Genomic DNA, 22,809 nt, shown 5'->3' on the forward strand with positions numbered 1-22,809 from the left:
TAAACCCACGTAAAACGCGGGTTGGCGCTATAAGAAGTTGTCGCTTGGCGACAAGGCCCTACTGAAAACTGTCCTTACAATCCCTGCATCGCCCGCCAGTTTCAGGCAGGCGTTCCTCTTCAGGAGACTCCGATGTCCGTTGAGCAAGCCCCGGTGCAACGTGCCGATTTCGACCAGGTCATGGTTCCCAACTACGCACCTGCCGCCTTCATCCCCGTGCGTGGCGCAGGTTCCCGCGTGTGGGACCAGGCCGGTCGTGAGCTGATCGACTTTGCCGGCGGCATCGCGGTCAACGTATTGGGCCATGCCCATCCGGCGCTGGTTGGCGCGCTGACCGAACAGGCCAACAAGCTGTGGCACGTATCCAATGTGTTCACCAATGAGCCGGCGCTGCGCCTGGCGCACAAGCTGATCGACGCCACCTTTGCCGAGCGCGTGTTCTTCTGCAACTCCGGCGCCGAAGCCAACGAGGCCGCGTTCAAGCTGGCCCGTCGCGTCGCGTTCGACCGTTTCGGCACCGAGAAGTACGAGATCATCGCCGCGCTGAACAGCTTCCACGGCCGCACCCTGTTCACCGTCAACGTCGGTGGCCAGTCCAAGTACTCCGATGGCTTCGGGCCTAAAATCACCGGCATCACCCACGTTCCTTATAACGACCTGGCTGCGCTGAAAGCCGCCGTGTCGGACAAGACCTGCGCTGTGGTGCTGGAGCCGATCCAGGGCGAAGGCGGCGTACTGCCGGCCGAACTGGCCTACCTGCAAGGCGCCCGCGAGCTGTGCGACGCGAATAACGCCTTGCTGGTATTTGACGAAGTACAGACCGGCATGGGCCGAAGCGGTCACCTGTTCGCCTACCAGCACTACGGCGTGACGCCGGACATCCTCACCAGCGCCAAGAGCCTGGGCGGCGGTTTCCCGATTGCGGCCATGCTCACCCGTGAAGACCTGGCCAAGCACCTGGTGGTCGGTACCCACGGCACCACCTACGGCGGCAACCCGCTGGCGTGCGCGGTGGCCGAGGCGGTGATCGACGTGATCAACACCCCTGAAGTGCTGGCTGGCGTGAACGCCAAGCACGACCTGTTCAAGGCGCGCCTGGAGCAGATCGGCAAGCAATACGGGATCTTCACCGAAGTGCGCGGCATGGGCCTGTTGCTCGGTTGCGTGTTGAGCGACGAGTTCAAAGGCAAGGCCAAGGACGTGTTCAACGCGGCCGAGAAGGAAAACCTGATGATCCTGCAAGCCGGCCCGGACGTGGTGCGTTTTGCGCCGAGCCTGGTGGTGGAAGACGCGGATATCCAGGAAGGCCTGGACCGTTTTGAACGTGCAGTGAAAACGCTGACTCAAGCCTGATACACACTTATTTGCCGGACCGTGTCATGTGGGAGGGGGCTTGCCCCCGATAGCGATGGGTCAGCCACCTGATTTATCAACTGACAGACTGCTATCGGGGGCGAGCCCCCTCCCACATTTGACCTGCGTTGAATCAGCAACTGTCCGGTATTTTTTCCTATGAGTTTTTCGAGTTAAGGAGTGACACCATGCTGGTGATGCGCCCCGCGCAAATGGCTGATCTGGGCGAGGTACAGCGTCTGGCTGCGGACAGCCCGATTGGTGTCACCTCCTTGCCGGACGATGTGGAACGCCTGAGCGACAAGATCGCCGCGAGCGAAGCGTCCTTCGCCGCCGAGGTGAGCTTCAACGGTGAAGAAAGCTATTTCTTCGTGCTTGAAGACACCGAGACCGGCAAGCTCGCCGGTTGCTCGGCCATTGTCGCGTCGGCCGGTTACTCCGAGCCGTTCTACAGCTTCCGTAACGAGACCTTCGTGCACGCCTCCCGCGAGCTGAAGATCCACAACAAGATCCATGTGCTTTCCCAGTGCCACGACCTCACCGGCAACAGCCTGCTCACCAGTTTCTACGTGGTGCCCGAGCTGGTCGGTTCGCCGTGGTCGGAACTCAATTCCCGTGGCCGCCTGCTGTTCGTCGCCAGCCACCCCGAGCGCTTTGCCGACTCGGTGGTGACCGAGATCGTCGGCTACAGCGACGAGAACGGTGACTCGCCGTTCTGGGACGCCATCGGCCGCAACTTCTTCGACCTCAACTACGCCGCCGCCGAGCGTCTGTGCGGGCTGAAAAGCCGCACCTTCCTCGCCGAGCTGATGCCGCATTACCCGATCTACGTGCCGCTGCTGCCGGACGAAGCCCAGGAAGCCATGGGCCAGGTGCACCCGCGTGCGCAGATCACCTTCGACATCTTGATGCGCGAAGGCTTCGAGACCGACCACTACATCGACATCTTCGACGGTGGCCCGACGCTGCACGCACGGGTCTCGGGCATTCGCTCGATTGCCCAGAGCCGCGTGGTGCCGGTGAAGATCGGCGAGATGGCCAAGGGCGTCGGCCGCCAGTACCTGGTGAGCAACGCGCAATTGCAGGACTACCGTGCGGTGATGCTGGAGCTGGACTATGCGCCGGGTAAACCGGTGACGTTGGACCTGGCAGCGGCCGAAGCCCTGGGTGTTGGCGAAGGCGCGAGCGTGCGCCTGGTTGCGGTTTAAAAAGAGAGTTTCGCGGGTGGCTGACAACAGCGGCCCGTTCGAGGAGATAGCATGATCGTTCGTCCCGTACGCAGCAGCGATTTACCGGCCCTGATTGATCTGGCGCGCAGCACCGGCACCGGCCTCACCACCTTGCCGGCCAACGAAGAGCGCCTGACCCACCGCGTGGGCTGGGCGGAAAAAACCTTTCGCGGCGACGCCGGGCGCGGCGATGCCGACTACCTGTTCGTGCTGGAAAACGACGAAGGCCGTGTGGTGGGCATTTCCGCCATTGCCGGTGCCGTCGGCCTGCGTGAGCCCTGGTACAACTTCCGGGTCGGGCTGACCGTCAGCGCTTCCCAGGAGCTGAACATCTATCGCGAAATTCCGACGCTGTTCCTGGCCAACGACCTCACCGGCAATTCCGAACTGTGCTCGTTGTTCCTGCACGCCGATTATCGCAGCGGCCTCAACGGTCGCATGTTGGCCAAGGCGCGCCTGCTGTTCATCGCGGAATTCCCGCAATTGTTCGGCAACAAGATCATCGCCGAGATGCGCGGGGTGTCCAACGACGCCGGGCGTTCGCCATTCTGGGAAAGCCTGGGTCGCCACTTCTTCAAGATGGAGTTCAGCCAGGCCGACTACCTGACCGGCGTGGGCAACAAGGCATTCATCGCCGAGCTGATGCCGAAGTTTCCGCTGTACAGCTGCTTCCTCTCCGAAGATGCGCGCAACGTGATAGGCAAGGTCCACCCGGACACCGAACCGGCGCTGAGCATGCTCAAGAGCGAAGGCTTCAGCTACCAGGGCTACGTCGACATCTTTGATGCGGGACCTGCGGTGGAGTGTGAGACCCAGAAGATCCGTGCCGTTCGCGACAGCGAAACACTGGTCTTGGCGATCGGCACCCCAGGTGACGACGCTACGCCGTTCCTGATCCATAACCGCAAACGCGAAGATTGCCGCATCACCGCTGCCCCGGCCCGCCTGGCAGCCGGAACCCTGGTGGTCGACCCACAGACCGCCAAGCGTCTGCGCTTGGTGGTGGGTGATCAAGTGCGTGCCGTACCGTTGTCCGCTGCTCGGGAGTCGAAATAATGAATTCGCTGTATATCGCAGGTAGCTGGCTGGCTGGCCAGGGTGAGCTGTTTGAGTCGCGCAACCCGGTGACCCAGCAGGTGCTGTGGGCCGGCAATGGCGCCACCGCCGAGCAGGTCGAATCCGCCGTGCAGGCCGCGCGCCAGGCATTCCCGGCCTGGGCCAGGCGCCCGCTGGAAGGGCGCATCCACGTGCTGGAAACCTTCGCCGCCACCCTGAAACGCCGCGCCGACGAAATCGCCCGCTGCATCGGCGAGGAAACCGGCAAGCCACTGTGGGAGTCGGCCACCGAAGTCACCAGCATGGCCAACAAGATCGCCATCTCGGTACAAAGCTACCGCGAGCGGACCGGCGAGAAGAGCGGCCCGCTGGGCGATGCCACCGCCGTATTGCGTCACAAACCCCATGGTGTGGTGGCTGTGTTCGGCCCTTACAACTTCCCTGGTCACCTGCCGAACGGGCATATCGTCCCGGCCTTGCTGGCGGGTAACACCGTGCTGTTTAAACCGAGCGAACTGACCCCTAAAGTCGCTGAGCTGACTGTGCAGTGCTGGATTGAAGCCGGCCTGCCGGCGGGCGTGCTGAACCTGCTGCAAGGCGCGCGGGAAACCGGCATCGCCCTGGCGGCCAACCCCGGCATCGACGGGTTGTTCTTCACCGGCTCCAGCCGCACCGGCAATCATCTGCACCAGCAGTTCTCCGGCCGCCCGGACAAGATCCTCGCCTTGGAAATGGGCGGCAATAACCCGCTGGTGGTCGACGAGGTGGCCGACGTGGATGCGGCGGTCTACACCATCATCCAGTCAGCCTTTATCTCGGCTGGCCAGCGTTGCACCTGTGCCCGTCGCCTGTTGGTGCCGGAAGGCGCCTGGGGCGATGCGTTGCTGGCGCGTCTGGTGGCGGTCAGCGCGACGATCGAAGTCGGTGCGTTCGACCAGCAACCGGCGCCGTTCATGGGCTCGGTGATTTCCCTTGGCGCCGCCAAAGCCTTGATGGACGCCCAGGAATTGATGTTGGCCAATGGCGCCGTAGCGCTGCTGGAGATGACCCAGCCACAGGACCAGGCCGCGTTGCTCACGCCGGGCATCATCGACGTGACCGGTGTGACCGAGCGCGAAGACGAGGAGCTGTTCGGCCCCTTGTTGCAGGTGATCCGCTACGCTGACTTCGAAGCGGCGATTGCCGAGGCCAACAACACCCAGTACGGCCTGGCCGCGGGCTTGTTGTCGGATTCCGAAGCGCGTTACCAGCAGTTCTGGCTGGAAAGCCGCGCCGGTATCGTCAATTGGAACAAACAGCTGACCGGCGCCGCCAGTACGGCACCGTTTGGTGGGGTAGGGGCGTCGGGTAACCACCGTGCCAGTGCCTACTACGCTGCGGATTATTGTGCGTACCCGGTGGCCTCGCTTGAGACCCCGAGCCTGGTGGTGCCTGCCACGCTGACCCCCGGCATCACACTGATCTGATGTGGCAGGGGGCTGGCCCCCCATTTTGGATCTCTGTAGTACTGAAGATTGCCTATAAAAACAGATGTTCGTGGAGCCTCGCCGATGAAATCCTATGAAGTCAATTTTGACGGTCTAGTGGGGCCGACCCATAACTACGGCGGTTTGTCCTTCGGCAACGTCGCGTCCCAGAGCAACAGCCAGCAGCATTCCAACCCGAAGGAAGCTGCGTTGCAGGGCCTGCAGAAAATGAAAGCCCTGATGGACATGGGCTTTGTACAAGGTGTGTTGGCGCCCCAGGAACGTCCTGACGTGGCCGCCTTGCGCAACCTGGGTTTCAGCGGCACCGACGCGCAAGTGATCCAACAGGCGGCCAAAGACGCGATGCCGTTGCTGGTCGCGAGTTGCTCCGCGTCGAGCATGTGGGTGGCCAACGCCGCCACCGTCAGCCCGAGTGCCGATACGGCGGATGGTCGTGTGCATTTCACTGCCGCCAACCTCAATTGCAAGTACCACCGCAGCATCGAACACCCGACCACCAGTCGTGTGCTGGGGGCGATGTTTGCCGATCAGAAGCACTTCGCCCACCACGCCGCGTTGCCCGCCGTGGCGCAGTTTGGCGATGAAGGTGCGGCTAACCACACGCGTTTCTGCCGTGAGTACGCAGAGGCGGGCGTCGAGTTTTTCGTGTTTGGTCGCAGCGCGTTCGACCCCCGCTACCCGGCGCCGCAGAAGTACCCGGCGCGCCAGACCCTCGAAGCCTCCCAGGCCGTCGCGCGCTTGCACGGTTTGAAGGATGACGGCGTGGTCTACGCCCAGCAGAACCCGGCGGTGATCGATGCCGGCGTGTTCCACAACGACGTGATCGCGGTGGGTAACGGCGAAGTGCTGTTCTATCACGAGGACGCGTTCCTCCATACCGAACAGATGCTCGGCGAGCTGCAAGGCAAACTGGCCAGGCTGGGCGGCAACTTCCAGTCGGTGTGCGTGCCCCGCGCCCAGGTCAGTGTCGAGGACGCGGTGCGTTCCTACCTGTTCAACAGCCAGCTGCTGAGCCGCGCCGATGGTTCGATGCTGCTGATCGTGCCGGAAGAATGCCGCGCCAACGAACGCGTCTGGCAGTACCTGCAAAACCTGACCGCTGCCGGCGGCCTGATCCGCGAAGTGAAGGTGTTCGACCTCAAGCAAAGCATGCAGAACGGCGGTGGCCCGGCGTGCCTGCGGTTGCGCGTGGCCTTGAACGAAACGGAGCTGGCGGCGGTGAATCCAGGCGTTATCATGACCGCGCCGTTGTACGACACCCTGACCCAGTGGGTCGGCAAGCACTACCGTGACAGCCTGCGCGAAAGCGACCTGGCTGATCCACAATTGCTGCTTGAGTGCCGGACGGCACTGGATGAACTGACGCAAATCCTTAAACTGGGCGCGGTTTATCCTTTCCAGATCAATTAACGCCGTACGGCTGAGAACTATCTATTATGACCACCGACACCCTGAAACTGATTCTTGAAGACACCGACGGCACCCAGCTGGAAACTTCCTGCACCCGCGTCGCCGTAGTCTGGCAGGGCAAGGAAATCTGGATCCAGCACGACGGCCGTGGCCAACTGCTGATCGGCGTGGACGTGGAAGAGGGCGACGCCGAATACGCCAACCTGCTGATGCGCCCATTGGCCACCAACCTGATGAGCCTGCAACTTGAAATGGAACCGGCCGATGTTGAAGGTGATGACGACGATCACGTCCATGGCCCAGGCTGCAACCACTAAGGAAGCTGCGTATGCTCGCCCTTGGCAAACTGCTTGAACTGACCCTCGCCGGTCGTGAACCGGCGCAAAAAATTCAACTGACTGTCGACGGCGTGCAGATGCGCTGGCTCAGCGAGGGCGCACTCGAAGTGCGCCCGCCTGAAGCGAAGGACAACGGCAGCGACCTGCTGCTGTCGTCCGGCATCCATGGCAACGAAACCGCGCCGATCGAACTGCTCGACCGCCTGTTGCATGGTATTGCCCGTGGGGAGATCAAGCCCCGTACCCGTATTCTGTTCCTGTTCGGCAACCCCGAGGCCATGCGCCGCGGCGAGCGTTACCTCGAGCTGGACGTCAACCGGCTGTTCAACGGCCGGCATGAAAAAAACATCGGCCCGGAGGCCATGCGCGCCGCCGAGCTGGAGCAACTGGCCCGCAGCTTTTTCAGCCTGCCGGGCCGCTCACGCCTGCATTACGACCTGCACACGGCCATTCGTGGTTCGAAGATCGAGCAGTTTGCCCTGTACCCGTGGAAAGAAGGTCGCCAGCATTCACGCCATGAGCTGGCGCGCCTGAACGCTGCCGGCATGCAAGCAGTGCTGCTGCAGAACAAGACCTCAATCACGTTCACCGCGTTTACCTACGAACAACTCGATGCCGAGGCGTTCACCCTGGAATTGGGCAAGGCGCGGCCGTTCGGGCAAAACCAGGGCGTGGACGTGTCCCGCCTGGAAACACGCCTCAAGCAAATCATCGAAGGCACCGAGCCGACGACTGACAGCCTCGACGGCCTGCAATTGTTTGCCGTCTCCCGTGAAGTCATCAAGCACAGCGACGCCTTCCTGCTGCACCTGCCGGCAGACGTGGAAAACTTCTCGCCGTTGGCCCAGGGCTACCTGCTGGCCGAAGACGTGGCCAAGACCCGCTGGGTGATCGAGGAGGAGGGCGCGCGCATTATCTTCCCCAACCCGAAGGTGAAGAATGGTCTTCGGGCGGGGATTCTGATTGTGCCCTGTGGCGAGGAAGGCCTCGCTTAATAGCGGGTGCGTGGCGGCAGGCCCAGCTCGATGCGCAGGCCGTTCTCGCTGAAGGCCTGCGGGTTGGTGCTGGTGGGCGGTGTGCCTGGGTCGCCGTCGAAGTCGAACGGCGCTGCAGTTGTCGGTAGACCAACTGCTTGCAGCTCGGTGTTCGGCACTTGGGTAGGGGGCAGCAGACTGCCGGGTATGAATTGTGCGCTGGTGCCCGGCAGCAAGGTGCCGGTCATGTAGTTATAGGCGTGGCACAGTTCATGGAACAGGGTGACGACGCTTGGCGTGTCCCCTGCCACATCCAGATGGCTGTAGCTGATGCTGCCTCCGTAGCACGGTGTGCCGGTCTGGCCGTTGTTGATGTACGCGCCGGCTGCACCGGCGGCGTCTCCTGGAATGAAGTGCGCGTCTGTGTATGAAAGTAGCTCACTGATTTCGATGGGTTTACCGCTGGCCAATGCCGCATTTTCCAATTGATTCAGTAACCTTTGCCCAGTGGGGGAGGCGAGCAGCAGCCGCATGTCATCTTTGGTGCGCTCAATAAACTCGGTGCTGCCTGAGAAGGTGAAGGCTGCCGGGTTGAGCGGCCGCGGTTCAACATGGATAGCGCGGGATGCCAGCTCTCCCTGTGGAAATTTATCCAGCTCTTCGTAGCTTATCTTCGTGTGGTCAACCGTCAGGTCACTTTTGACATTGTGGTAAGTGATGTCGGTGGGTTTGAGTTTTTCCACTTGGTTATAGCCATCACCGGTGTAGATCACGTTGTGGCCGTCACCTGCCTCGATCCGGTCATCACCCGGGCCGCCAACCAGTACATTCGGTCCGCCACCGCCAATCAGCACGTCATCCCCCTCGCCGCCATCAATAAACGAGAGAGCGGTATGCCGGCTGCCTTCGAGCGTGTCGTTGCCGGGTCCGCCATGGAAGGTGACAGGGGTGTCGTTCATTGAGTAAAGATGGTCGTCGCCTTCTTCACCGTCGGCGTAGCACTTGCCTTCGATGACGGTAATATGATCATCCCCTTCACCGCCGAAGATAGACGCGTGATGGGCAGAGCTGTCGATCTCGTCATGGCCGCCGCCGGCATGGACGACGCATGGGTTCACAATATGTGGGCCGAGACCTATCTCGTCGTTTCCCTCGCTGGTAAGGAACGTCATTACCTGAGTGTTTGAAGCGGGCTTGACGATAAAGCCCTGTTCATCGTTGATTCTGACGATCAGGGTCTGCGTTACCTGGGCGTCGGCGTCGTGCTCGTCGACGAATACGTCGACTTTGCTCGGTCCGGATATGACGAACACGAGTTGGTCACGCAGGGTTGCATGGTTCGATTGCCGGAAAATTTCGATGCCGTCACCGTCATGGATTAACTCATGTGGCGTGCTTGGCTGGGTACTGCCATTGATTCGGACGTAGCCAGCAGTATCAAAGGTATGGAACGGATGCGTGGTCATGCGGTAATGCTCTTTAGTAAGGGGATGCCTCACTAGACCGCATGTGCCCTGGCGCGGGGCGGTACTTATCTAGATCAAAACGCCCCGCACTAAAGAACGGGGCGTTTGGAACAACGTCAGACCGCCAGTTTCTGCGGCTCTTCACTGCGACGGATCGCGCGGACTTTCTTCAGCGTGTCGGCGCACGTACGTGCAGCTTCCTGGCCCTTGTGCACGAAGTGCTCGTAGAAGAAGGTCTGGTGTTCGCTGCCGGCGTGGAAGTGATGCGGGGTCAGGGACACCGAGAACACCGGCACTTCGGTTTCCAGCTGCACCTGCATCAGGCCGCTGACCACCGATTGGGCGACGAATTCGTGGCGGTAGATGCCACCGTCCACCACCAGCGCGGCGGCGACGATACCGGCGTAACGGCCGGTCTTGGCCAGCAGCTTGGCGTGCAGCGGCATTTCAAAGGCGCCGCCGACTTCGAAGAAGTCGATATCCGATTCCTGGTAGCCCTGGGCGATGATCTCGGCGAGGAAGCCTTTACGGCTCTGGTCGACAATTTCCTTGTGCCAGCAAGCCTGGATAAACGCGATACGTTCGCCGTGATGGTGCTTGGCTTTGCTGTCGATTGCGGTGGGTTGCATGTTCTGACTCCTGTTTAAGAAAAAAACAGGGCGTTATGAATCGAATGGGATTTAAGGGTACGCAAGCACACATCGTGCGCGGCCCTCAGGTGCCAATCCCGTTCTCTCTTCATCCGGACTATGACCGTCGGCCCCGGGATCACACCGGGTCTGCTGACCTTGTCGCCGTCCTGCGTGAGCAGTTCGAGGCGCCAAGCGCTCGCGGGCTATACACATTGCGTGTAATTACCGCCGGTGGGGAATTGCACCCCGCCCTGAGAACGTTGCCACCAGAACCCTGGCGGCGGAGAGTTTTTAACACGGTTTTTCGAAAACTGCACGACCGCGATATCGATAAGCTATATCGGTTTGTTTGGTTGGTATTCGATTGAATGCAGTTGGGGCTTGATATTGCGTGGCGTTGCCCGCAGTAATCACTCACAAAAGGACCTTACTGAACCCTCGAGAGGCTTGTTTCATGTCTGTGATCGACCTGCGCAGCGACACCGTGACCCAACCCACCCCCGGCATGCTCGACGCGATGGCCACTGCCGCCAGCGGTGACGACGTGTATGGCGAAGACCCCAGCGTCAACCGGCTGGAGGCCGAACTCGCCAAGCGCCTGGGCTTCGCCGCCGCGTTGTTCGTGCCCACCGGCACCATGAGCAATTTGCTGGCGTTGATGGCCCACTGTGAGCGCGGCGAGGAATACATCGTCGGCCAACAGGCCCACACCTACAAATACGAAGGTGGCGGGGCAGCCGTGCTCGGTTCGATCCAGCCGCAGCCGCTGGAAGTCCAGGCGGACGGCTCGCTGGACCTGGACCAGGTGCTGGCGGCGATCAAGCCTGACGACTTCCACTTTGCCCGTACCCGTCTGTTGGCGCTGGAAAACACCATGCAGGGCAAGGTGTTGCCGCTGGAGTACCTGGCCAGAGCCCGCGCGTTTACCCGGGAGCATGGCCTGGCCCTGCATTTGGATGGCGCACGGCTCTACAACGCAGCGGTGAAGCTGGGGGTGGACGCACGGGAGATTGCCCGGCATTTCGATTCTGTGTCGGTGTGCCTGTCCAAGGGCCTCGGCGCGCCGATCGGCTCGGTGCTGTGCGGTTCAACGGCGCTGATCGCCAAGGCCCGGCGTTTGCGCAAGATGGTCGGCGGCGGCATGCGTCAGGCCGGATCCCTGGCAGCAGCGGGGCTGTACGCTCTGGATCATCAGGTGCAGCGCCTGGCCGACGACCATGCCAATGCGCAATGGCTTGGGGATGAGTTGCGCAAGGCGGGTTACGAGGTGGAGCCGGTGCAGACCAACATGGTCTATGTGCAGATCGGCGACCAGGCCCAGGCCTTGAAGGCGTTTGCCGCCGAACGCGGGATCAAGCTGAGCGCCGCACCACGCTTGCGCATGGTCACTCATTTGGATGTGAGCCGGGCGCAGGTCGAGCAAGTGCTCGCGACATTCGTCGAATTTTCGCGCAAATGACTGTGCAGACCGTCTAATTGAGCCTCTCTATCGCATAAACACGCTGTACCACCGGCAAAGGGCCGATATAATGCGGCCCTTTGCCGTCGCTCCGTCTGATGATGTTGCGCACTGGCCTTTGGCCGCAGCCTCCGTGGAAGAACCTAATGAAAAGCGCAGAAATCCGTGAAGCCTTCCTTCGCTTCTTCGAAGAGCAAGGTCACACCCGTGTCTCCTCCAGCTCCTTGATCCCAGGCAATGACCCTACCCTGCTGTTCACTAACGCGGGGATGAACCAGTTCAAGGACTGCTTCCTGGGCCAGGAAAAGCGCGCCTACACCCGCGCCGTCAGCAGCCAGAAATGCGTACGCGCCGGTGGCAAGCACAACGACCTGGAAAACGTCGGCTACACCGCTCGTCACCACACCTTTTTCGAAATGCTCGGCAACTTCAGCTTTGGCGATTATTTCAAGCAAGACGCGATCAACTTCGCCTGGACCTTCCTGACGGGCGTGCTGAAGCTGCCGAAGGAAAAACTCTGGGTCACCGTCTACGCCAGCGATGACGAAGCGTATGACATCTGGACCAAGGAAGTCGGCGTGCCGGCTGAGCGCATGGTGCGCATCGGCGACAACAAAGGCGCGCCGTACGCGTCCGACAACTTCTGGACCATGGGCGATACCGGCCCGTGCGGCCCTTGCACCGAGATCTTCTATGACCACGGCGCTGACATCTGGGGCGGCCCACCGGGCTCGCCGGAAGAAGACGGCGACCGTTACATCGAGATCTGGAACAACGTGTTCATGCAGTTCAACCGCACCGCCGATGGCGTGTTGCATCCGTTGCCAGCGCCGTCGGTGGATACCGGCATGGGCCTGGAGCGGATCAGTGCGGTGATGCAGCACGTGCACTCCAACTACGAGATCGACCTGTTCCAGAGCCTGCTGGCCGCTGCGGCCAAGGCCATTGGTTGCACCAATGAAGACCAGGCCTCGCTCAAGGTAGTGGCTGACCACATCCGTTCCTGTGGCTTCCTGATTGCCGACGGCGTGCTGCCGTCCAACGAAGGCCGTGGCTACGTGCTGCGTCGCATCATCCGTCGTGCCTGCCGTCACGGTAACAAGCTGGGCGCCAACGGCAGTTTCTTCTATCAGATCGTCGCGGCGCTGGTCGCCGAGATGGGCGAAGCCTTCCCGGAGCTCAAGCAGAACCAGGCGCATATCGAGCGCGTGCTCAAGGCTGAAGAAGAGCAGTTCGCCAAGACCCTGGAGCAGGGCCTGAAGATCCTCGAGCAAGACCTCGCCAACCTGCAAGACTCCGTGGTGCCGGGCGACGTGGTGTTCAAGCTCTACGATACCTACGGTTTCCCGATGGACCTGACCGGCGACATCGCCCGTGAGCGCAACCTGACCCTTGACGAGGAAGGTTTCGAGCGTGAGATGGAAGCCCAGCGCGTGCGCGCACGGTCGGCCAGCTCGTTCGGCATGGACTACAACAGCCTGGTCAAGGTTGACGTAGCCACTGAATTCACCGGCTACAAGGCCACCAGCGGTTCGGCCAAAGTGGTTGCCCTTTATAAGGACGGCCAGTCGGTTGATGTACTGAATGAAGGCGATGACGGTGTTGTGGTTCTGGACCAGACCCCGTTCTACGCCGAATCCGGTGGCCAGATTGGCGACTGCGGTTTCCTCAAGGCGACTTCGGGTCGTTTTGATGTGCGTGATACCACCAAGACCGGCGGTGCGTTCCTGCACCACGGTGTGTTGGCGTCGGGCAGCCTGACTGTCGGTTCGTCGGTCGAAACCCAGGTGGACGCCGACGTGCGCCACGCCACATCGCTGAACCACTCGGCCACGCACTTGTTGCACGCCGCGCTGCGTCAGGTTCTTGGCGAGCACGTGCAGCAGAAGGGGTCGTTGGTGGACAGCCAGCGCCTGCGTTTCGACTTCAGCCACTTTGAAGCGATCAAGCCTGAGCAGATCAAGGCCCTGGAAGACATCGTCAACGCCGAGATTCGCAAGAACACGGCGGTAGAAACCGAAGAAACCGATATCGAGACCGCCAAGGCCAAGGGCGCCATGGCGCTGTTCGGCGAGAAGTACGGCGACAGCGTGCGCGTACTGAGCATGGGCGGCGACTTCTCGGTGGAACTGTGTGGCGGTATCCACGCCAACCGGACCGGTGACATCGCCCTGCTGAAAATCATCAGCGAAGGCGGCGTAGCCTCCGGCGTGCGTCGTATCGAAGCGGTGACCGGCGCTGCGGCCCTGGCCTACCTGAATGCGGCGGAAGAACAACTCAAGGAAGCGGCCAGCCTGGTCAAGGGCAGCCGCGACAACCTGATCGACAAGCTGTCCGCTGTGCTGGAGCGCAACCGCGCCCTGGAGAAACAGCTGGAGCAGTTGCAGGCCAAGGCGGCCAGTGCGGCTGGCGACGACCTGTCGGCTTCGGCGGTGGACGTCAAGGATGTGAAAGTCCTGGCTGCACGCCTGGACGGCCAGGACGGCAAGGCGCTGTTGGCCTTGGTCGATCAGTTGAAGAACAAGCTCGGCCGCGCAGTGATCCTGCTCGGCGGTGTCCATGAGGAAAAGGTCGTTCTGGTTGCGGGTGTGACCAAGGACCTGACTGGCCAACTCAAAGCCGGTGATTTGATGAAGCAAGCCGCTGCGGCAGTGGGCGGGAAGGGTGGTGGTCGTCCGGACATGGCGCAAGGCGGTGGTGTAGACGCCGGTGCCCTGGACGCGGCCCTGGCCCTGACCGTGCCGTTTGTCGAGGCAGGTATTTAAGGCACTGTTAACCTGCCCGTGGTCTAGTCACGGGCCGGTGTGGTGCTGGTTGATTGGATATTAGGCGCCCCTTTACGGGCTGAGGCGGCTTAGAAATGGCTTTGATCGTACAGAAATTTGGAGGCACCTCGGTCGGCTCTGTCGAAAGAATCGAGCAGGTGGCCGACAAGGTTAAGAAGTTCCGCGATGCCGGCGACGACCTGGTGGTGGTGCTGTCGGCCATGAGCGGCGAGACCAATCGCCTGATCGATCTGGCCAAGGCAGTCAGCGGTGACCAACAGCCGCTGCCGCGTGAGCTGGATGTGATCGTGTCCACCGGCGAGCAGGTGACCATCGCGTTGCTGGCCATGGCGTTGAATAAGCGCGGTGTACCGGCGGTGTCCTACACTGGCAGCCAGGTGCGCATCCTCACCGACAGCGCGCATACCAAGGCGCGTATCCTGCAGATTGACGATCAGAAAATCCGTACGGACCTGAAAGCCGGGCGCGTGGTAGTTGTAGCAGGCTTCCAGGGTGTGGACGAGCAGGGCAACATCACCACCCTCGGGCGTGGCGGTTCGGACACCACCGGCGTGGCGCTGGCAGCGGCCCTCAAGGCTGATGAATGCCAGATCTACACCGATGTGGATGGCGTCTACACCACCGACCCGCGTGTGGTGTCCGTGGCCCAGCGCCTGGACAAGATCACCTTTGAAGAGATGCTGGAAATGGCCAGCCTTGGTTCCAAGGTGTTGCAGATCCGTGCGGTGGAATTCGCCGGCAAGTACAACGTTCCGCTGCGCGTATTGCACAGCTTCAAAGAGGGTCCGGGCACCCTCATTACTATTGATGAAGAGGAATCCATGGAACAGCCGATCATTTCCGGTATCGCTTTCAACCGTGATGAAGCCAAGCTGACTATCCGTGGCGTGCCGGATACCCCGGGCGTGGCGTTCAAGATCCTGGGTCCTATCAGCGGTGCGAACATCGAAGTCGACATGATCGTGCAGAACGTTTCGCACGATAACACCACCGACTTCACCTTCACTGTGCACCGCAACGAGTACGATGCGGCCGAGCGGATCTTGCAGAACACTGCCAAGGAAATCGGCGCCCGTGAAGTGGTCGGCGATACCAAGATTGCCAAGGTGTCGATCGTGGGCGTGGGCATGCGTTCCCACGCCGGCGTTGCCAGCCGCATGTTCGAGGCACTGGCCAAGGAAAGCATCAACATCCAGATGATCTCCACCTCGGAAATCAAAGTCTCGGTGGTGATCGAAGAGAAATACCTGGAGCTGGCTGTACGCGCTCTGCATACCGCTTTTGAGCTGGACGCTCCGGCCCGACAGGGCGAGTGACGCAGTGCCTGGAAGGCGCGGTTTACCGCGCCTTTCCTTTTTTTGTCGGGCGCATGTTCTTTTGCGCGCGCTCGACAATACTTAGGCGGTAGGGCTATGGCCTTTGGGTTGTAGGTCGAAGGCCTTTTTTTTGCAGACTGTTGTTCCTGAACTGAAATGCGTGAGGAGAAAGGTATGCTGATTCTGACTCGTCGTTGCGCAGAAAGCCTGATTATCGGTGATGGCGAAATCACCGTGACCGTGCTCGGCGTCAAAGGCAATCAAGTACGTATCGGGGTTAACGCTCCGAAAGAGGTAGCGGTGCACCGCGAGGAAATTTACCTGCGGATCAAGAAAGAGAAGGACGAAGAACCAAGCCTTTAATTTTTATCGTTTTTTATGTTTGCAAACGGGGATGAACGTGGTTAATATACGCCCCGTGTTGCGGAGAGCTGGCCGAGTGGCCGAAGGCGCTCCCCTGCTAAGGGAGTACACCTCAAAAGGGTGTCGGGGGTTCGAATCCCCCGTTCTCCGCCATTATTTGCTTAGTACGTTGCAATCTGGTTTTTTCGGTAAGTTGTTGAAATTACTCGAAAAAATAGCTTTACATAGAGATTGAACGGCCTATAATGCGCGGCAACAAATGCACTCGTAGCTCAGCTGGATAGAGTACTCGGCTACGAACCGAGCGGTCACAGGTTCGAATCCTGTCGAGTGCACCATTTAAGAGTCAGTTGCAGTCATGCAGGTGATTCGGTTACAGCCAGTTGTGATCTGGTCTAAAAACACAATCTGCACTCGTAGCTCAGCTGGATAGAGTACTCGGCTACGAACCGAGCGGTCACAGGTTCGAATCCTGTCGAGTGCACCATACAAACAAAAAGCCCGCCTAGTGCGGGCTTTTTGCCGTCTGGGGTTTGTGTAGGATTTCTTCTTTTTCCCTCGCTTTCATGTGTTTTCCTCATCCGCTGCGTCGTCGCAGTTCATAGATGCGGCCTTTGCTCAGCTTTGGCTCGCAAGCGCTTGTTCTTTCCAGTTTTTTGACGTTTAAAGTGGCCGGGCGGTGTATCATTGCGCCCGTCAGCCCCGCCGGGGCTTGTGGAATACCTCCATGGACTTACCCAGTAGTTACTCAGTACCCCGTTTTACCAATCATGAATTGACTGATTGATCCTTCCGGCGTGCCCCGCTGCTGGGAGTGGAGTTCGCCTATGACCGAAGTAGAAGTAAAGAAAACGCAAGAAAGCCTGCAGGATCGCCTGGCTCAAGTCATCGAGCTACTGCAGCGCCAGCGCGTGGTCGAAGACCTTACGCACCGCCAGGATGGCCCGAATAACAACCTGGTTGAAAACCTGGTTCACCGGCAAAACCTCGTCGAGTTGCAGCGCAAGCTTGACGACCTGCACTCCGCCGACGTCGCCTATATTCTCGAAGCCTTGCCGCTGGATGATCGACTGACCCTATGGCAGTTGGTCAAGGCCGACCGCGACGGCGACATCCTCCTCGAAGTATCCGACTCGGTTCGTGAAACCCTGATCGCCGACATGGACGATCATGAGCTCCTGGCTGCAGCCAAGGAGATGGACGCCGACGAACTGGCTGACCTTGCCCCTGAGCTGCCTCGTGATGTTGTCCATGAGCTCATGGAAGCGTTGGACACTCAGCAGCGTGAGCGTGTGCGCTCCGCGCTTTCCTATGACGAGGACCAGGTCGGCGCCCTGATGGACTTCGAGATGGTCACCATCCGCGAAGACGTCAGCCTGGAAGTGGTCCTGCGTTACCTGCGCCGACTCAAAGAGCTGCCAGGTCACACCGACAAATTGTTCGTGGTGGATTACGAAGGCATTCTCAAGGGTGTGCTGCCGATCAAGCGCCTGCTGGTGAATGATCCGGAGAAGAAAGTTGCCGACCTGATGGCCAGTGACACCGTGAGCTTTCATCCGGACGAGGATGCCTATGAAGCAGCCCAGGCATTCGAGCGCTATGACCTGATCTCGGCGCCGGTCGTCGACAAGAACGGCAAGCTGATCGGTCGTCTGACCATCGATGAAATCGTCGACTTGATTCGTGAAGAAAGCGAGACCGAAGTCCTCAACATGGCGGGTCTGCGTGAAGAGGAAGACATCTTTGCCTCGGTTTGGCGCTCGCTGCATAACCGTTGGGCGTGGTTGGCCATTAACCTGATCACAGCCTTTATCGCGTCGCGGGTTATCGGCTTGTTCGAAGGGTCGATCGAGAAGTTGGTGGCGCTTGCAGCGCTGATGCCGATTGTGGCCGGGATCGGCGGAAACTCGGGTAACCAGACGATTACCATGATTGTGCGCGCCATGGCGCTGGATCAGGTCAGTACGGCCAACTCGTCGCGCCTGCTGCGCAAAGAGTTGGCGGTGGGCCTGATCAATGGCCTGGTGTGGGGTGGGGTGATCGGTGTGGTGGCTTACTTGCTGTATGGCAGTTGGTCGCTTGGTGTGGTGATGACGGCTGCGATGACTCTCAACCTCTTACTGGCGGCGTTGATGGGGGTATTGATCCCGATGACCCTGGCTCGCCTTGGGCGCGACCCTGCCATGGGTGCCAGCGTGATGATCACGGCCATGACCGACAGCGGCGGTTTCTTCATCTTCTTGGGCTTGGCAACGATTTTCCTGCTCTGACTCCATCCTGCGGGGGCACATCTGCCCCCGCTTTGCATTATCTTCCCAAATCCCAGGCAAAAAAAAGCCAGCACTTGGCTGGCTTCGGCTTTCAGTTGCGGATCAATTGGCTTCTGCGGCCGCCTCAACGTCGTGCGCGATAAGCGAAACGAGAGCATTTTGCTGGCGGTGGGAGAGTTGACGAAAACGCTGCAGCAGTTCGCGTTCGTGCAACGACAGCTCTGGGCTGTCCAGGCGCATGCTCAACTCGTCGCCCAGCGCACCTTCCTGAATGAGGCTTTGTTCCAGGCGAGCGATGATTTCGGAGTTCATGCTGCGGTGATGATTGCGAGCCACCTCGGCAATGCGTTCACGCATTCCGTCTGGCAGACGTACGACGAACTTGTCAGCCGTACGGCTGGAATAAATTGCCTGTTTCAATGGGCGCATATATTTAACCGGTTAGTTCAGGGGAGCGGTTTTTGGAATTGGCCGCAAGATGAGTGTTAAGACAAGGCTCACGACCAAAGTTCAACCTGAATTGCAAAGAGGCCGCATCATGCCTCAGATTTGACAGTTCCTTGGCGTCAATTCTGTGACAAATATTGAACTGCCTAAAGGCTTTATGCCAGCACTCATTTACATTTTTGCGGACTGGTTGGAAAATTTTTCACCGTGTGAATCCACGGGGGAACTTCCGCAAGCCCAGGCCACCACAGGGTTTCAGGCCGTACATGCTATAGCAAAGTGGCCTTTTGCCCTTGGTTTTAAGACTAGTGGCAATTTGCCGATATGCGAGGACCAGGCGACATAAGGTCGGGCGTGGCGGGGATCAGCGCAGGACGGGGTCGAATTTGATACGACGACCCACGATGAGCGTCAGCAACAAGAGAGTGGCGAATACACCACAGGCGATGAAAGCGGTGGTGGCGCCGTCTTGAGAGTCTTCACCCAAGCCTAGAACCGCTGTGACAACGGTCAGGCAAAGGAATAGCCAGGCATATTTGGTCATCAGGGGCTTCCTCAGAATACCCAGTGTTCAGATGCAGGTGCCACTTGGGTATCCTGGGTCAGGCGTATGGGCGATTGCACGTTCGGTGCCATCACCGCCAGTTGCGGACGTTGTTGCAAGTGATGAGGGACGGCCTGGGTGATCTGCGCGGGGTCGTGACTGTTGCTCGATTGAAAATGGAACATGAGCAGTGCCGCCAGGGCTACGGTGTTGAGGGCTAACAGAAGGGCACTGTTCATGATTATGTTCTCCGCTTAACGCCGTGGTTTGTTAGGGTTTGTAGGAGAAGTATTGCAGGTGTCATGCCAATGTATTATTTCAATAAAATCAGAGGCTTAAGTCTGATTTGAGAGACTTTCAGGTTGCAATTTGCAATGATGGCATTTCGCGGGAGTGCATTTTGCACGATGCGGTTCTTGCGCCTGTATCGACGGGGTCAAGACACGGTCCACCCGGCAAGTATCGGCCTACACTCAAAAAGCCTACGGACGACATGACAAAACCTACCCTGGCCGTTAACATGCACGCCGTCCGTCGCCGCTTGCCAGGCGCGGCGCCTGTCATTTGTCCCAGTAGCTCAATTGGATAGAGCATCCCCCTCCTAAGGGGAAGGTTGGCCGTTCGAACCGGCCCTGGGACACCAGATTCGAGGCCTCGTACAGATTCGTCTGGCGGGGCTTTTTTGTGGGCGTTTTCCGAAGATGGGTCGAACCTTGCCAGGGTTCTAGGTTCACACCACTGGCATCGTGTATTTATAGCGATTCGTGTATCCCACGAGCAGCCGGACTGCGTCTGAGTCTTGTAGCAAATAATCCCCCGGAAACAGCGCATACCGCCTGTCCGGACCCGGCCACCCCGGACTATCATGCCGATAGCCCTGTCTCTCACTGCAAGGAGCCGCTCGGAACGCCGATGCGCCAGATCTGGAAATCTTTTCGAGCCCTTTATTTCGCCTCCTTGATGATGCTGATCGGCTCCGGCCTGCTCAGTACCTACCTGGCCTTGCGCCTGGCGGCCGACCAGGTGGACAGCCTGTGGGTCGGTGCGCTGATGGCGGCCAACTATTTCGGCCTGGTGCTGGGCGGCAAGATCGGCCACCGTCTGATCGCCCGGGTCGGGCATATACGTGCTTATGCAACCTGCGCCGGCATTGTCGGCGCGGCGGTGCTGGGCCATGGCCTGGTCGACTGGCTGCCAGCCTGGATCGTGCTGCGGATCATCGTGGGCCTGGGGATGATGTGCCAGTACATGGTCATCGAGAGCTGGCTCAATGAACAGGCCGACGCCAAGCAGCGCGGCGTGGTGTTCAGCGGCTATATGATCGCGTCCTACCTGGGGCTGGTGCTCGGCCAGTTGATCCTGGTCATGCACCCTCAGCTCGGCCTCGAATTGCTGATGCTGGTCGCGCTGTGCTTTGCGCTGTGCCTGGTGCCGGTGGCCATGACTCGCCGTATTCACCCGGCGCCCCTGCATCCGGCGCCGATGGAGCCACGCTTCTTCATAAAGCGCGTGCCGCAGTCGTTGAGTACCGTGCTGGGCGCAGGGGTGATCGTGGGCTCGTTCTACGGCCTGGCGCCGCTTTATGCCTCCCAGCAGGGCCTTACTACCGAGCAGGTGGGTCTTTTCATGGGTAGCTGCATTTTTGCCGGCCTGTTGGTGCAGTGGCCGTTGGGCTGGTTGTCGGACCGCTATGATCGCGCGCTGCTGATTCGTTGCTTTGCCCTGTGCCTGGCGGTGGCGGCGCTACCGCTGGCGATACTGACCAAAGTGCCACTTGAAGTGCTGTTCGTGGCGGGCTTCTTGTGTTCCCTGGTGCAGTTCTGTTTGTACCCGCTGGCGGTGGCGTTCTCCAACGATCATGTGGAAGGCGACCGTCGTGTCTCGCTTACCGCCATGCTGCTGGTGACCTACGGTGTCGGCGCGAGTATCGGGCCGTTGCTGGCCGGTGTGGTGATGAAGATGTTTGGCAGTCACATGCTGTATGCGTTTTTCAGTCTGTGTGCGCTGATCCTGGTGTGGCGAATTCGGCCGAAAGCCGTGACTAACCTGCATCAGGTGGATGACGCGCCGTTGCACCACGTGGCGATGCCCGACAGCATGTCCAGCTCGCCGTTGGTCGCCTGCCTCGATCCGCGGGTGGACGAGGCGGTGGTGCAGGAGCAAATGCAAACCGCCACGCCGGAACCCGAGCCGGAAACGGTCACGCCGGTCGACGAGCCGCTTTTTGAGGGGCCGCCTGAGCCGCCGGGCCCGGACGAGCATCCTCACGACTTGAGCAGGGCGCGCCCCTGAATGCAAAAAAAACGGGCAGATCCCATCAGGGGCTGCCCGTTTTTTTGCTGCGATCTTTGAGTTTAAAAATCGTCGTCTTTGTCGAAACGCCGTGCTTCGCGTTGCAGTTGGTACACAAAGCGCTCGACCTGGCGCTGCACCAAACCACTCATATTGTGGAAGCGCACGCCGGCAAACGTGGTGTTGATCTTTTCTTCGAAATGCAGGTAACGCAGTTCGACCGAAGTGGTCATGCTGCCAAAGGGCAGGGCGGCGATGAAGCGGTCGTAGACCTGGCCCAGTTGCAGGCGCTCGGAGATGTCTCCTTCGAAGCGCAATTTGCAACCTGTGGCGGAAATATCCAGCAGCTTGCCGCTGACCGGGGCCTTGAGCTTCTCGCCACCCAGCTCGATGTTCACCAGTTGCGCCAGTTTCAATGCCGCGCGAAAGGCATTGCGACGCTGGTGGTAGACCACTTCGCTGGGCAGGCTACCGGTGTAGATGCGGTGGCCGTCCTTTTCGCTGATGCTCAGGTTGCCATTGCTTTCCCAGGCGACACGCACGCCGTCGTGGAAACCTTCGATACGGAAGGGTTCGCCGTTTTCAAGGTGGCGTTCGCCATCGCGAGGAATCATTTCATCCAGGGCCAACGTGCCGCTGTCCCGATTGACGTCTACCAGGTAGCTCTGAAAGCGCTGGCTGCGTTCATGGAAGGTGATGATCAGCGGGTCATGGCTTTCTTGCAGCATGCGCAAGGTACTGGCGATTTCCAGAGGCGTGGTGAGGACCTTGGGTGGCTGCGGGGCATCTTCCGCATTAAGGGCGTTGAACACGGTTCTTCCATCTCCAGACAAAATACGACTACACGCAAGAGCAGGCATTCTGCCAGTATGTGGCGCGCCTTGGATAGGCTGCGCTGTAAACCGGCGTCAGGCTTGGCTGCGGGTGCTTGGCTTGACCAGGCGCGAGGTGGAACCCTGAGCGTTGTAAAGCGCTGGAGGCTCTCCGCCGTGAAGTATACGCAACTGGTTGGCGGTCGTGGCTTGCTGAAGCTGGATCGACTGACCGTTGAGCTGGTTGGCTTCCTGGCACTGGGTGAGCAATTGGTTGAGTGCTTTGCTCTGGGCCAGTAGTTGATCGCCGACCGAGGAGTGGCTGGCCAGCTGCGCGAGCCCATCATGGTCGGCCGGCAGGCCCAGGCTGACGAGGATCTCGCTGCGTTTTTTGCCGTGCTGTTCCAGCAGGACAATCAGCGATTGCTTGCGCGCCAGAATTTCTTCCAGCAGGGGCATGTCCCGGCCGTAAAGGGCCAGGGATTCTTCCCTGAGCAGCTCCAGCAGCAATTGCGTCGGTGCTAGATCATCAATGATCAGTTGAAGCAGGGTTTCGTCGTGATGCATGGCTGGCC

20 protein-coding genes, 4 tRNA genes and 1 riboswitch are annotated in these 22,809 nt (G+C 59.9%); of the genes, 17 read left to right on the top strand and 7 right to left on the bottom strand.

Features of this window, described 5'->3' with window-relative positions:
• Positions 1 to 132 precede the first annotated feature (132 nt).
• The 7 genes from BM110_RS27785 to astE all read left to right on the top strand — a co-directional run bounded on the left by BM110_RS27785 (position 133) and on the right by astE (position 7,868).
• Complete coding sequence (locus tag BM110_RS27785) at positions 133 to 1,353, top strand: aspartate aminotransferase family protein (protein WP_093514546.1); 1,221 nt, start codon at positions 133 to 135, stop codon at positions 1,351 to 1,353.
• Positions 1,354 to 1,541: 188 nt separating this feature from the next.
• Positions 1,542 to 2,561: an arginine/ornithine succinyltransferase subunit alpha gene (gene aruF / locus BM110_RS27790; protein WP_027607766.1), complete on the top strand. Its 1,020-nt coding sequence runs from the start codon at positions 1,542 to 1,544 to the stop codon at positions 2,559 to 2,561.
• A 51-nt stretch (positions 2,562 to 2,612) separates the two neighbouring features.
• Positions 2,613 to 3,638 carry an arginine N-succinyltransferase gene (astA, locus tag BM110_RS27795; protein WP_092242443.1) on the top strand — a complete coding sequence of 342 codons (1,026 nt, stop codon included), beginning with the start codon at positions 2,613 to 2,615 and terminating at the stop codon, positions 3,636 to 3,638.
• On the top strand, positions 3,635 to 5,104 hold the full coding sequence (gene astD, locus BM110_RS27800; RefSeq protein ID WP_175486725.1) for a succinylglutamate-semialdehyde dehydrogenase: 1,470 nt from the start codon (positions 3,635 to 3,637) through the stop codon (positions 5,102 to 5,104). Before astA ends, astD begins: the two co-directional genes overlap by 4 nt.
• Positions 5,105 to 5,188: 84 nt before the next feature.
• On the top strand, positions 5,189 to 6,535 hold the full coding sequence (astB, locus tag BM110_RS27805) for an N-succinylarginine dihydrolase (protein WP_092242452.1): 1,347 nt from the start codon (positions 5,189 to 5,191) through the stop codon (positions 6,533 to 6,535).
• Positions 6,536 to 6,561: 26 nt separating this feature from the next.
• The gene (locus BM110_RS27810; protein ID WP_003214319.1) at positions 6,562 to 6,852 is read left to right on the top strand and encodes a hypothetical protein; all 291 of its coding nucleotides are present in this window, start codon (positions 6,562 to 6,564) and stop codon (positions 6,850 to 6,852) included.
• Positions 6,853 to 6,863: 11 nt separating this feature from the next.
• Entirely contained in the window at positions 6,864 to 7,868 is a 1,005-nt protein-coding gene (gene astE, locus BM110_RS27815) for a succinylglutamate desuccinylase (RefSeq protein ID WP_092242455.1), read from the top strand.
• On the opposite strand, the gene BM110_RS27820 is transcribed toward astE, so the two are convergent.
• Together BM110_RS27820 and BM110_RS27825 are read right to left on the bottom strand one after the other, a co-directional pair.
• Entirely contained in the window at positions 7,865 to 9,313 is a 1,449-nt protein-coding gene (locus tag BM110_RS27820; protein WP_093514547.1) for a M91 family zinc metallopeptidase, read from the bottom strand. The genes astE and BM110_RS27820 overlap by 4 nt on opposite strands.
• A 116-nt stretch (positions 9,314 to 9,429) precedes the next feature.
• A complete protein-coding gene (locus BM110_RS27825; protein ID WP_092242461.1) occupies positions 9,430 to 9,942 on the bottom strand; it encodes a 6,7-dimethyl-8-ribityllumazine synthase in 513 nt (170 codons plus the stop codon).
• A gap of 96 nt (positions 9,943 to 10,038) precedes the next feature.
• A riboswitch (FMN riboswitch) is annotated at positions 10,039 to 10,208 on the bottom strand.
• A 191-nt stretch (positions 10,209 to 10,399) separates the two neighbouring features.
• Here BM110_RS27825 and ltaE point away from each other — a divergent pair.
• The 8 genes from ltaE (at position 10,400) to mgtE (ending at position 18,139) form a co-directional block, all read left to right on the top strand.
• Positions 10,400 to 11,404, top strand: coding sequence for a low-specificity L-threonine aldolase (gene ltaE / locus BM110_RS27830; RefSeq protein ID WP_092242464.1), 1,005 nt, complete (start codon positions 10,400 to 10,402; stop codon positions 11,402 to 11,404).
• Positions 11,405 to 11,550: 146 nt separating this feature from the next.
• Complete coding sequence (alaS, locus tag BM110_RS27835) at positions 11,551 to 14,169, top strand: alanine--tRNA ligase (protein WP_093514548.1); 2,619 nt, start codon at positions 11,551 to 11,553, stop codon at positions 14,167 to 14,169.
• 95 nt (positions 14,170 to 14,264) lie between these two features.
• Positions 14,265 to 15,506: an aspartate kinase gene (locus tag BM110_RS27840; protein ID WP_092242470.1), complete on the top strand. Its 1,242-nt coding sequence runs from the start codon at positions 14,265 to 14,267 to the stop codon at positions 15,504 to 15,506.
• 174 nt (positions 15,507 to 15,680) lie between these two features.
• The gene (gene csrA, locus BM110_RS27845; protein ID WP_003175645.1) at positions 15,681 to 15,869 is read left to right on the top strand and encodes a carbon storage regulator CsrA; all 189 of its coding nucleotides are present in this window, start codon (positions 15,681 to 15,683) and stop codon (positions 15,867 to 15,869) included.
• 62 nt (positions 15,870 to 15,931) lie between these two features.
• A tRNA-Ser gene (locus BM110_RS27850) sits at positions 15,932 to 16,022 on the top strand.
• A gap of 108 nt (positions 16,023 to 16,130) precedes the next feature.
• A tRNA-Arg gene (locus BM110_RS27855) sits at positions 16,131 to 16,207 on the top strand.
• 72 nt (positions 16,208 to 16,279) lie between these two features.
• Positions 16,280 to 16,356: transfer RNA gene (locus tag BM110_RS27860), tRNA-Arg, on the top strand.
• 340 nt (positions 16,357 to 16,696) lie between these two features.
• Entirely contained in the window at positions 16,697 to 18,139 is a 1,443-nt protein-coding gene (mgtE, locus tag BM110_RS27865) for a magnesium transporter (protein ID WP_092242473.1), read from the top strand.
• Between the two features lie 102 nt (positions 18,140 to 18,241).
• On the opposite strand, the gene BM110_RS27870 is transcribed toward mgtE, so the two are convergent.
• From BM110_RS27870 to BM110_RS27885, 3 genes are all read right to left on the bottom strand, one after another.
• Positions 18,242 to 18,568: an Arc family DNA-binding protein gene (locus tag BM110_RS27870; protein ID WP_003175643.1), complete on the bottom strand. Its 327-nt coding sequence runs from the start codon at positions 18,566 to 18,568 to the stop codon at positions 18,242 to 18,244.
• Positions 18,569 to 18,950: 382 nt separating this feature from the next.
• Entirely contained in the window at positions 18,951 to 19,130 is a 180-nt protein-coding gene (locus BM110_RS27880; protein ID WP_093128194.1) for a PA3371 family protein, read from the bottom strand.
• 11 nt (positions 19,131 to 19,141) lie between these two features.
• The gene (locus tag BM110_RS27885; protein ID WP_093514549.1) at positions 19,142 to 19,369 is read right to left on the bottom strand and encodes a hypothetical protein; all 228 of its coding nucleotides are present in this window, start codon (positions 19,367 to 19,369) and stop codon (positions 19,142 to 19,144) included.
• Between the two features lie 327 nt (positions 19,370 to 19,696).
• On the opposite strand from BM110_RS27885, the gene BM110_RS27890 reads away from it, so the two are divergent.
• A tRNA-Arg gene (locus tag BM110_RS27890) sits at positions 19,697 to 19,773 on the top strand.
• Between the two features lie 269 nt (positions 19,774 to 20,042).
• A complete protein-coding gene (locus BM110_RS27895; protein WP_071490525.1) occupies positions 20,043 to 21,422 on the top strand; it encodes an MFS transporter in 1,380 nt (459 codons plus the stop codon).
• 62 nt (positions 21,423 to 21,484) lie between these two features.
• Here the strand turns inward: BM110_RS27895 and BM110_RS27900 are convergent, their stop codons facing one another.
• Positions 21,485 to 22,234, bottom strand: a complete 750-nt coding sequence (locus tag BM110_RS27900) for a flagellar brake protein (RefSeq protein ID WP_071490524.1) — start codon at positions 22,232 to 22,234, stop codon at positions 21,485 to 21,487.
• Between the two features lie 96 nt (positions 22,235 to 22,330).
• Positions 22,331 to 22,801, bottom strand: coding sequence for a flagella synthesis protein FlgN (locus tag BM110_RS27905; protein WP_071490523.1), 471 nt, complete (start codon positions 22,799 to 22,801; stop codon positions 22,331 to 22,333).
• Positions 22,802 to 22,809: the final 8 nt, after the last annotated feature.

This window comes from Pseudomonas sp. NFPP28 (genome assembly GCF_900115535.1).
GTDB lineage: Bacteria > Pseudomonadota > Gammaproteobacteria > Pseudomonadales > Pseudomonadaceae > Aquipseudomonas > Aquipseudomonas extremorientalis.

What these genes read in the sequence shown, in the direction of transcription:
- BM110_RS27825 (WP_092242461.1), bottom strand. Translation starts at nt 9,942, where the DNA reads ATGCAACCCACCGCAATCGACAGCAAAGCCAAGCACCATCACGGCGAA.
- BM110_RS27895 (WP_071490525.1), top strand. Translation starts at nt 20,043, where the DNA reads ATGCGCCAGATCTGGAAATCTTTTCGAGCCCTTTATTTCGCCTCCTTG.
- BM110_RS27880 (WP_093128194.1), bottom strand. Translation starts at nt 19,130, where the DNA reads ATGACCAAATATGCCTGGCTATTCCTTTGCCTGACCGTTGTCACAGCG.
- BM110_RS27810 (WP_003214319.1), top strand. Translation starts at nt 6,562, where the DNA reads ATGACCACCGACACCCTGAAACTGATTCTTGAAGACACCGACGGCACC.
- aruF (WP_027607766.1), top strand. Translation starts at nt 1,542, where the DNA reads ATGCTGGTGATGCGCCCCGCGCAAATGGCTGATCTGGGCGAGGTACAG.
- BM110_RS27820 (WP_093514547.1), bottom strand. Translation starts at nt 9,313, where the DNA reads ATGACCACGCATCCGTTCCATACCTTTGATACTGCTGGCTACGTCCGA.
- alaS (WP_093514548.1), top strand. Translation starts at nt 11,551, where the DNA reads ATGAAAAGCGCAGAAATCCGTGAAGCCTTCCTTCGCTTCTTCGAAGAG.
- mgtE (WP_092242473.1), top strand. Translation starts at nt 16,697, where the DNA reads ATGACCGAAGTAGAAGTAAAGAAAACGCAAGAAAGCCTGCAGGATCGC.
- astA (WP_092242443.1), top strand. Translation starts at nt 2,613, where the DNA reads ATGATCGTTCGTCCCGTACGCAGCAGCGATTTACCGGCCCTGATTGAT.
- BM110_RS27885 (WP_093514549.1), bottom strand. Translation starts at nt 19,369, where the DNA reads ATGAACAGTGCCCTTCTGTTAGCCCTCAACACCGTAGCCCTGGCGGCA.
- astB (WP_092242452.1), top strand. Translation starts at nt 5,189, where the DNA reads ATGAAATCCTATGAAGTCAATTTTGACGGTCTAGTGGGGCCGACCCAT.
- BM110_RS27785 (WP_093514546.1), top strand. Translation starts at nt 133, where the DNA reads ATGTCCGTTGAGCAAGCCCCGGTGCAACGTGCCGATTTCGACCAGGTC.
- BM110_RS27870 (WP_003175643.1), bottom strand. Translation starts at nt 18,568, where the DNA reads ATGCGCCCATTGAAACAGGCAATTTATTCCAGCCGTACGGCTGACAAG.
- csrA (WP_003175645.1), top strand. Translation starts at nt 15,681, where the DNA reads ATGCTGATTCTGACTCGTCGTTGCGCAGAAAGCCTGATTATCGGTGAT.
- BM110_RS27905 (WP_071490523.1), bottom strand. Translation starts at nt 22,801, where the DNA reads ATGCATCACGACGAAACCCTGCTTCAACTGATCATTGATGATCTAGCA.
- ltaE (WP_092242464.1), top strand. Translation starts at nt 10,400, where the DNA reads ATGTCTGTGATCGACCTGCGCAGCGACACCGTGACCCAACCCACCCCC.
- BM110_RS27840 (WP_092242470.1), top strand. Translation starts at nt 14,265, where the DNA reads ATGGCTTTGATCGTACAGAAATTTGGAGGCACCTCGGTCGGCTCTGTC.
- astE (WP_092242455.1), top strand. Translation starts at nt 6,864, where the DNA reads ATGCTCGCCCTTGGCAAACTGCTTGAACTGACCCTCGCCGGTCGTGAA.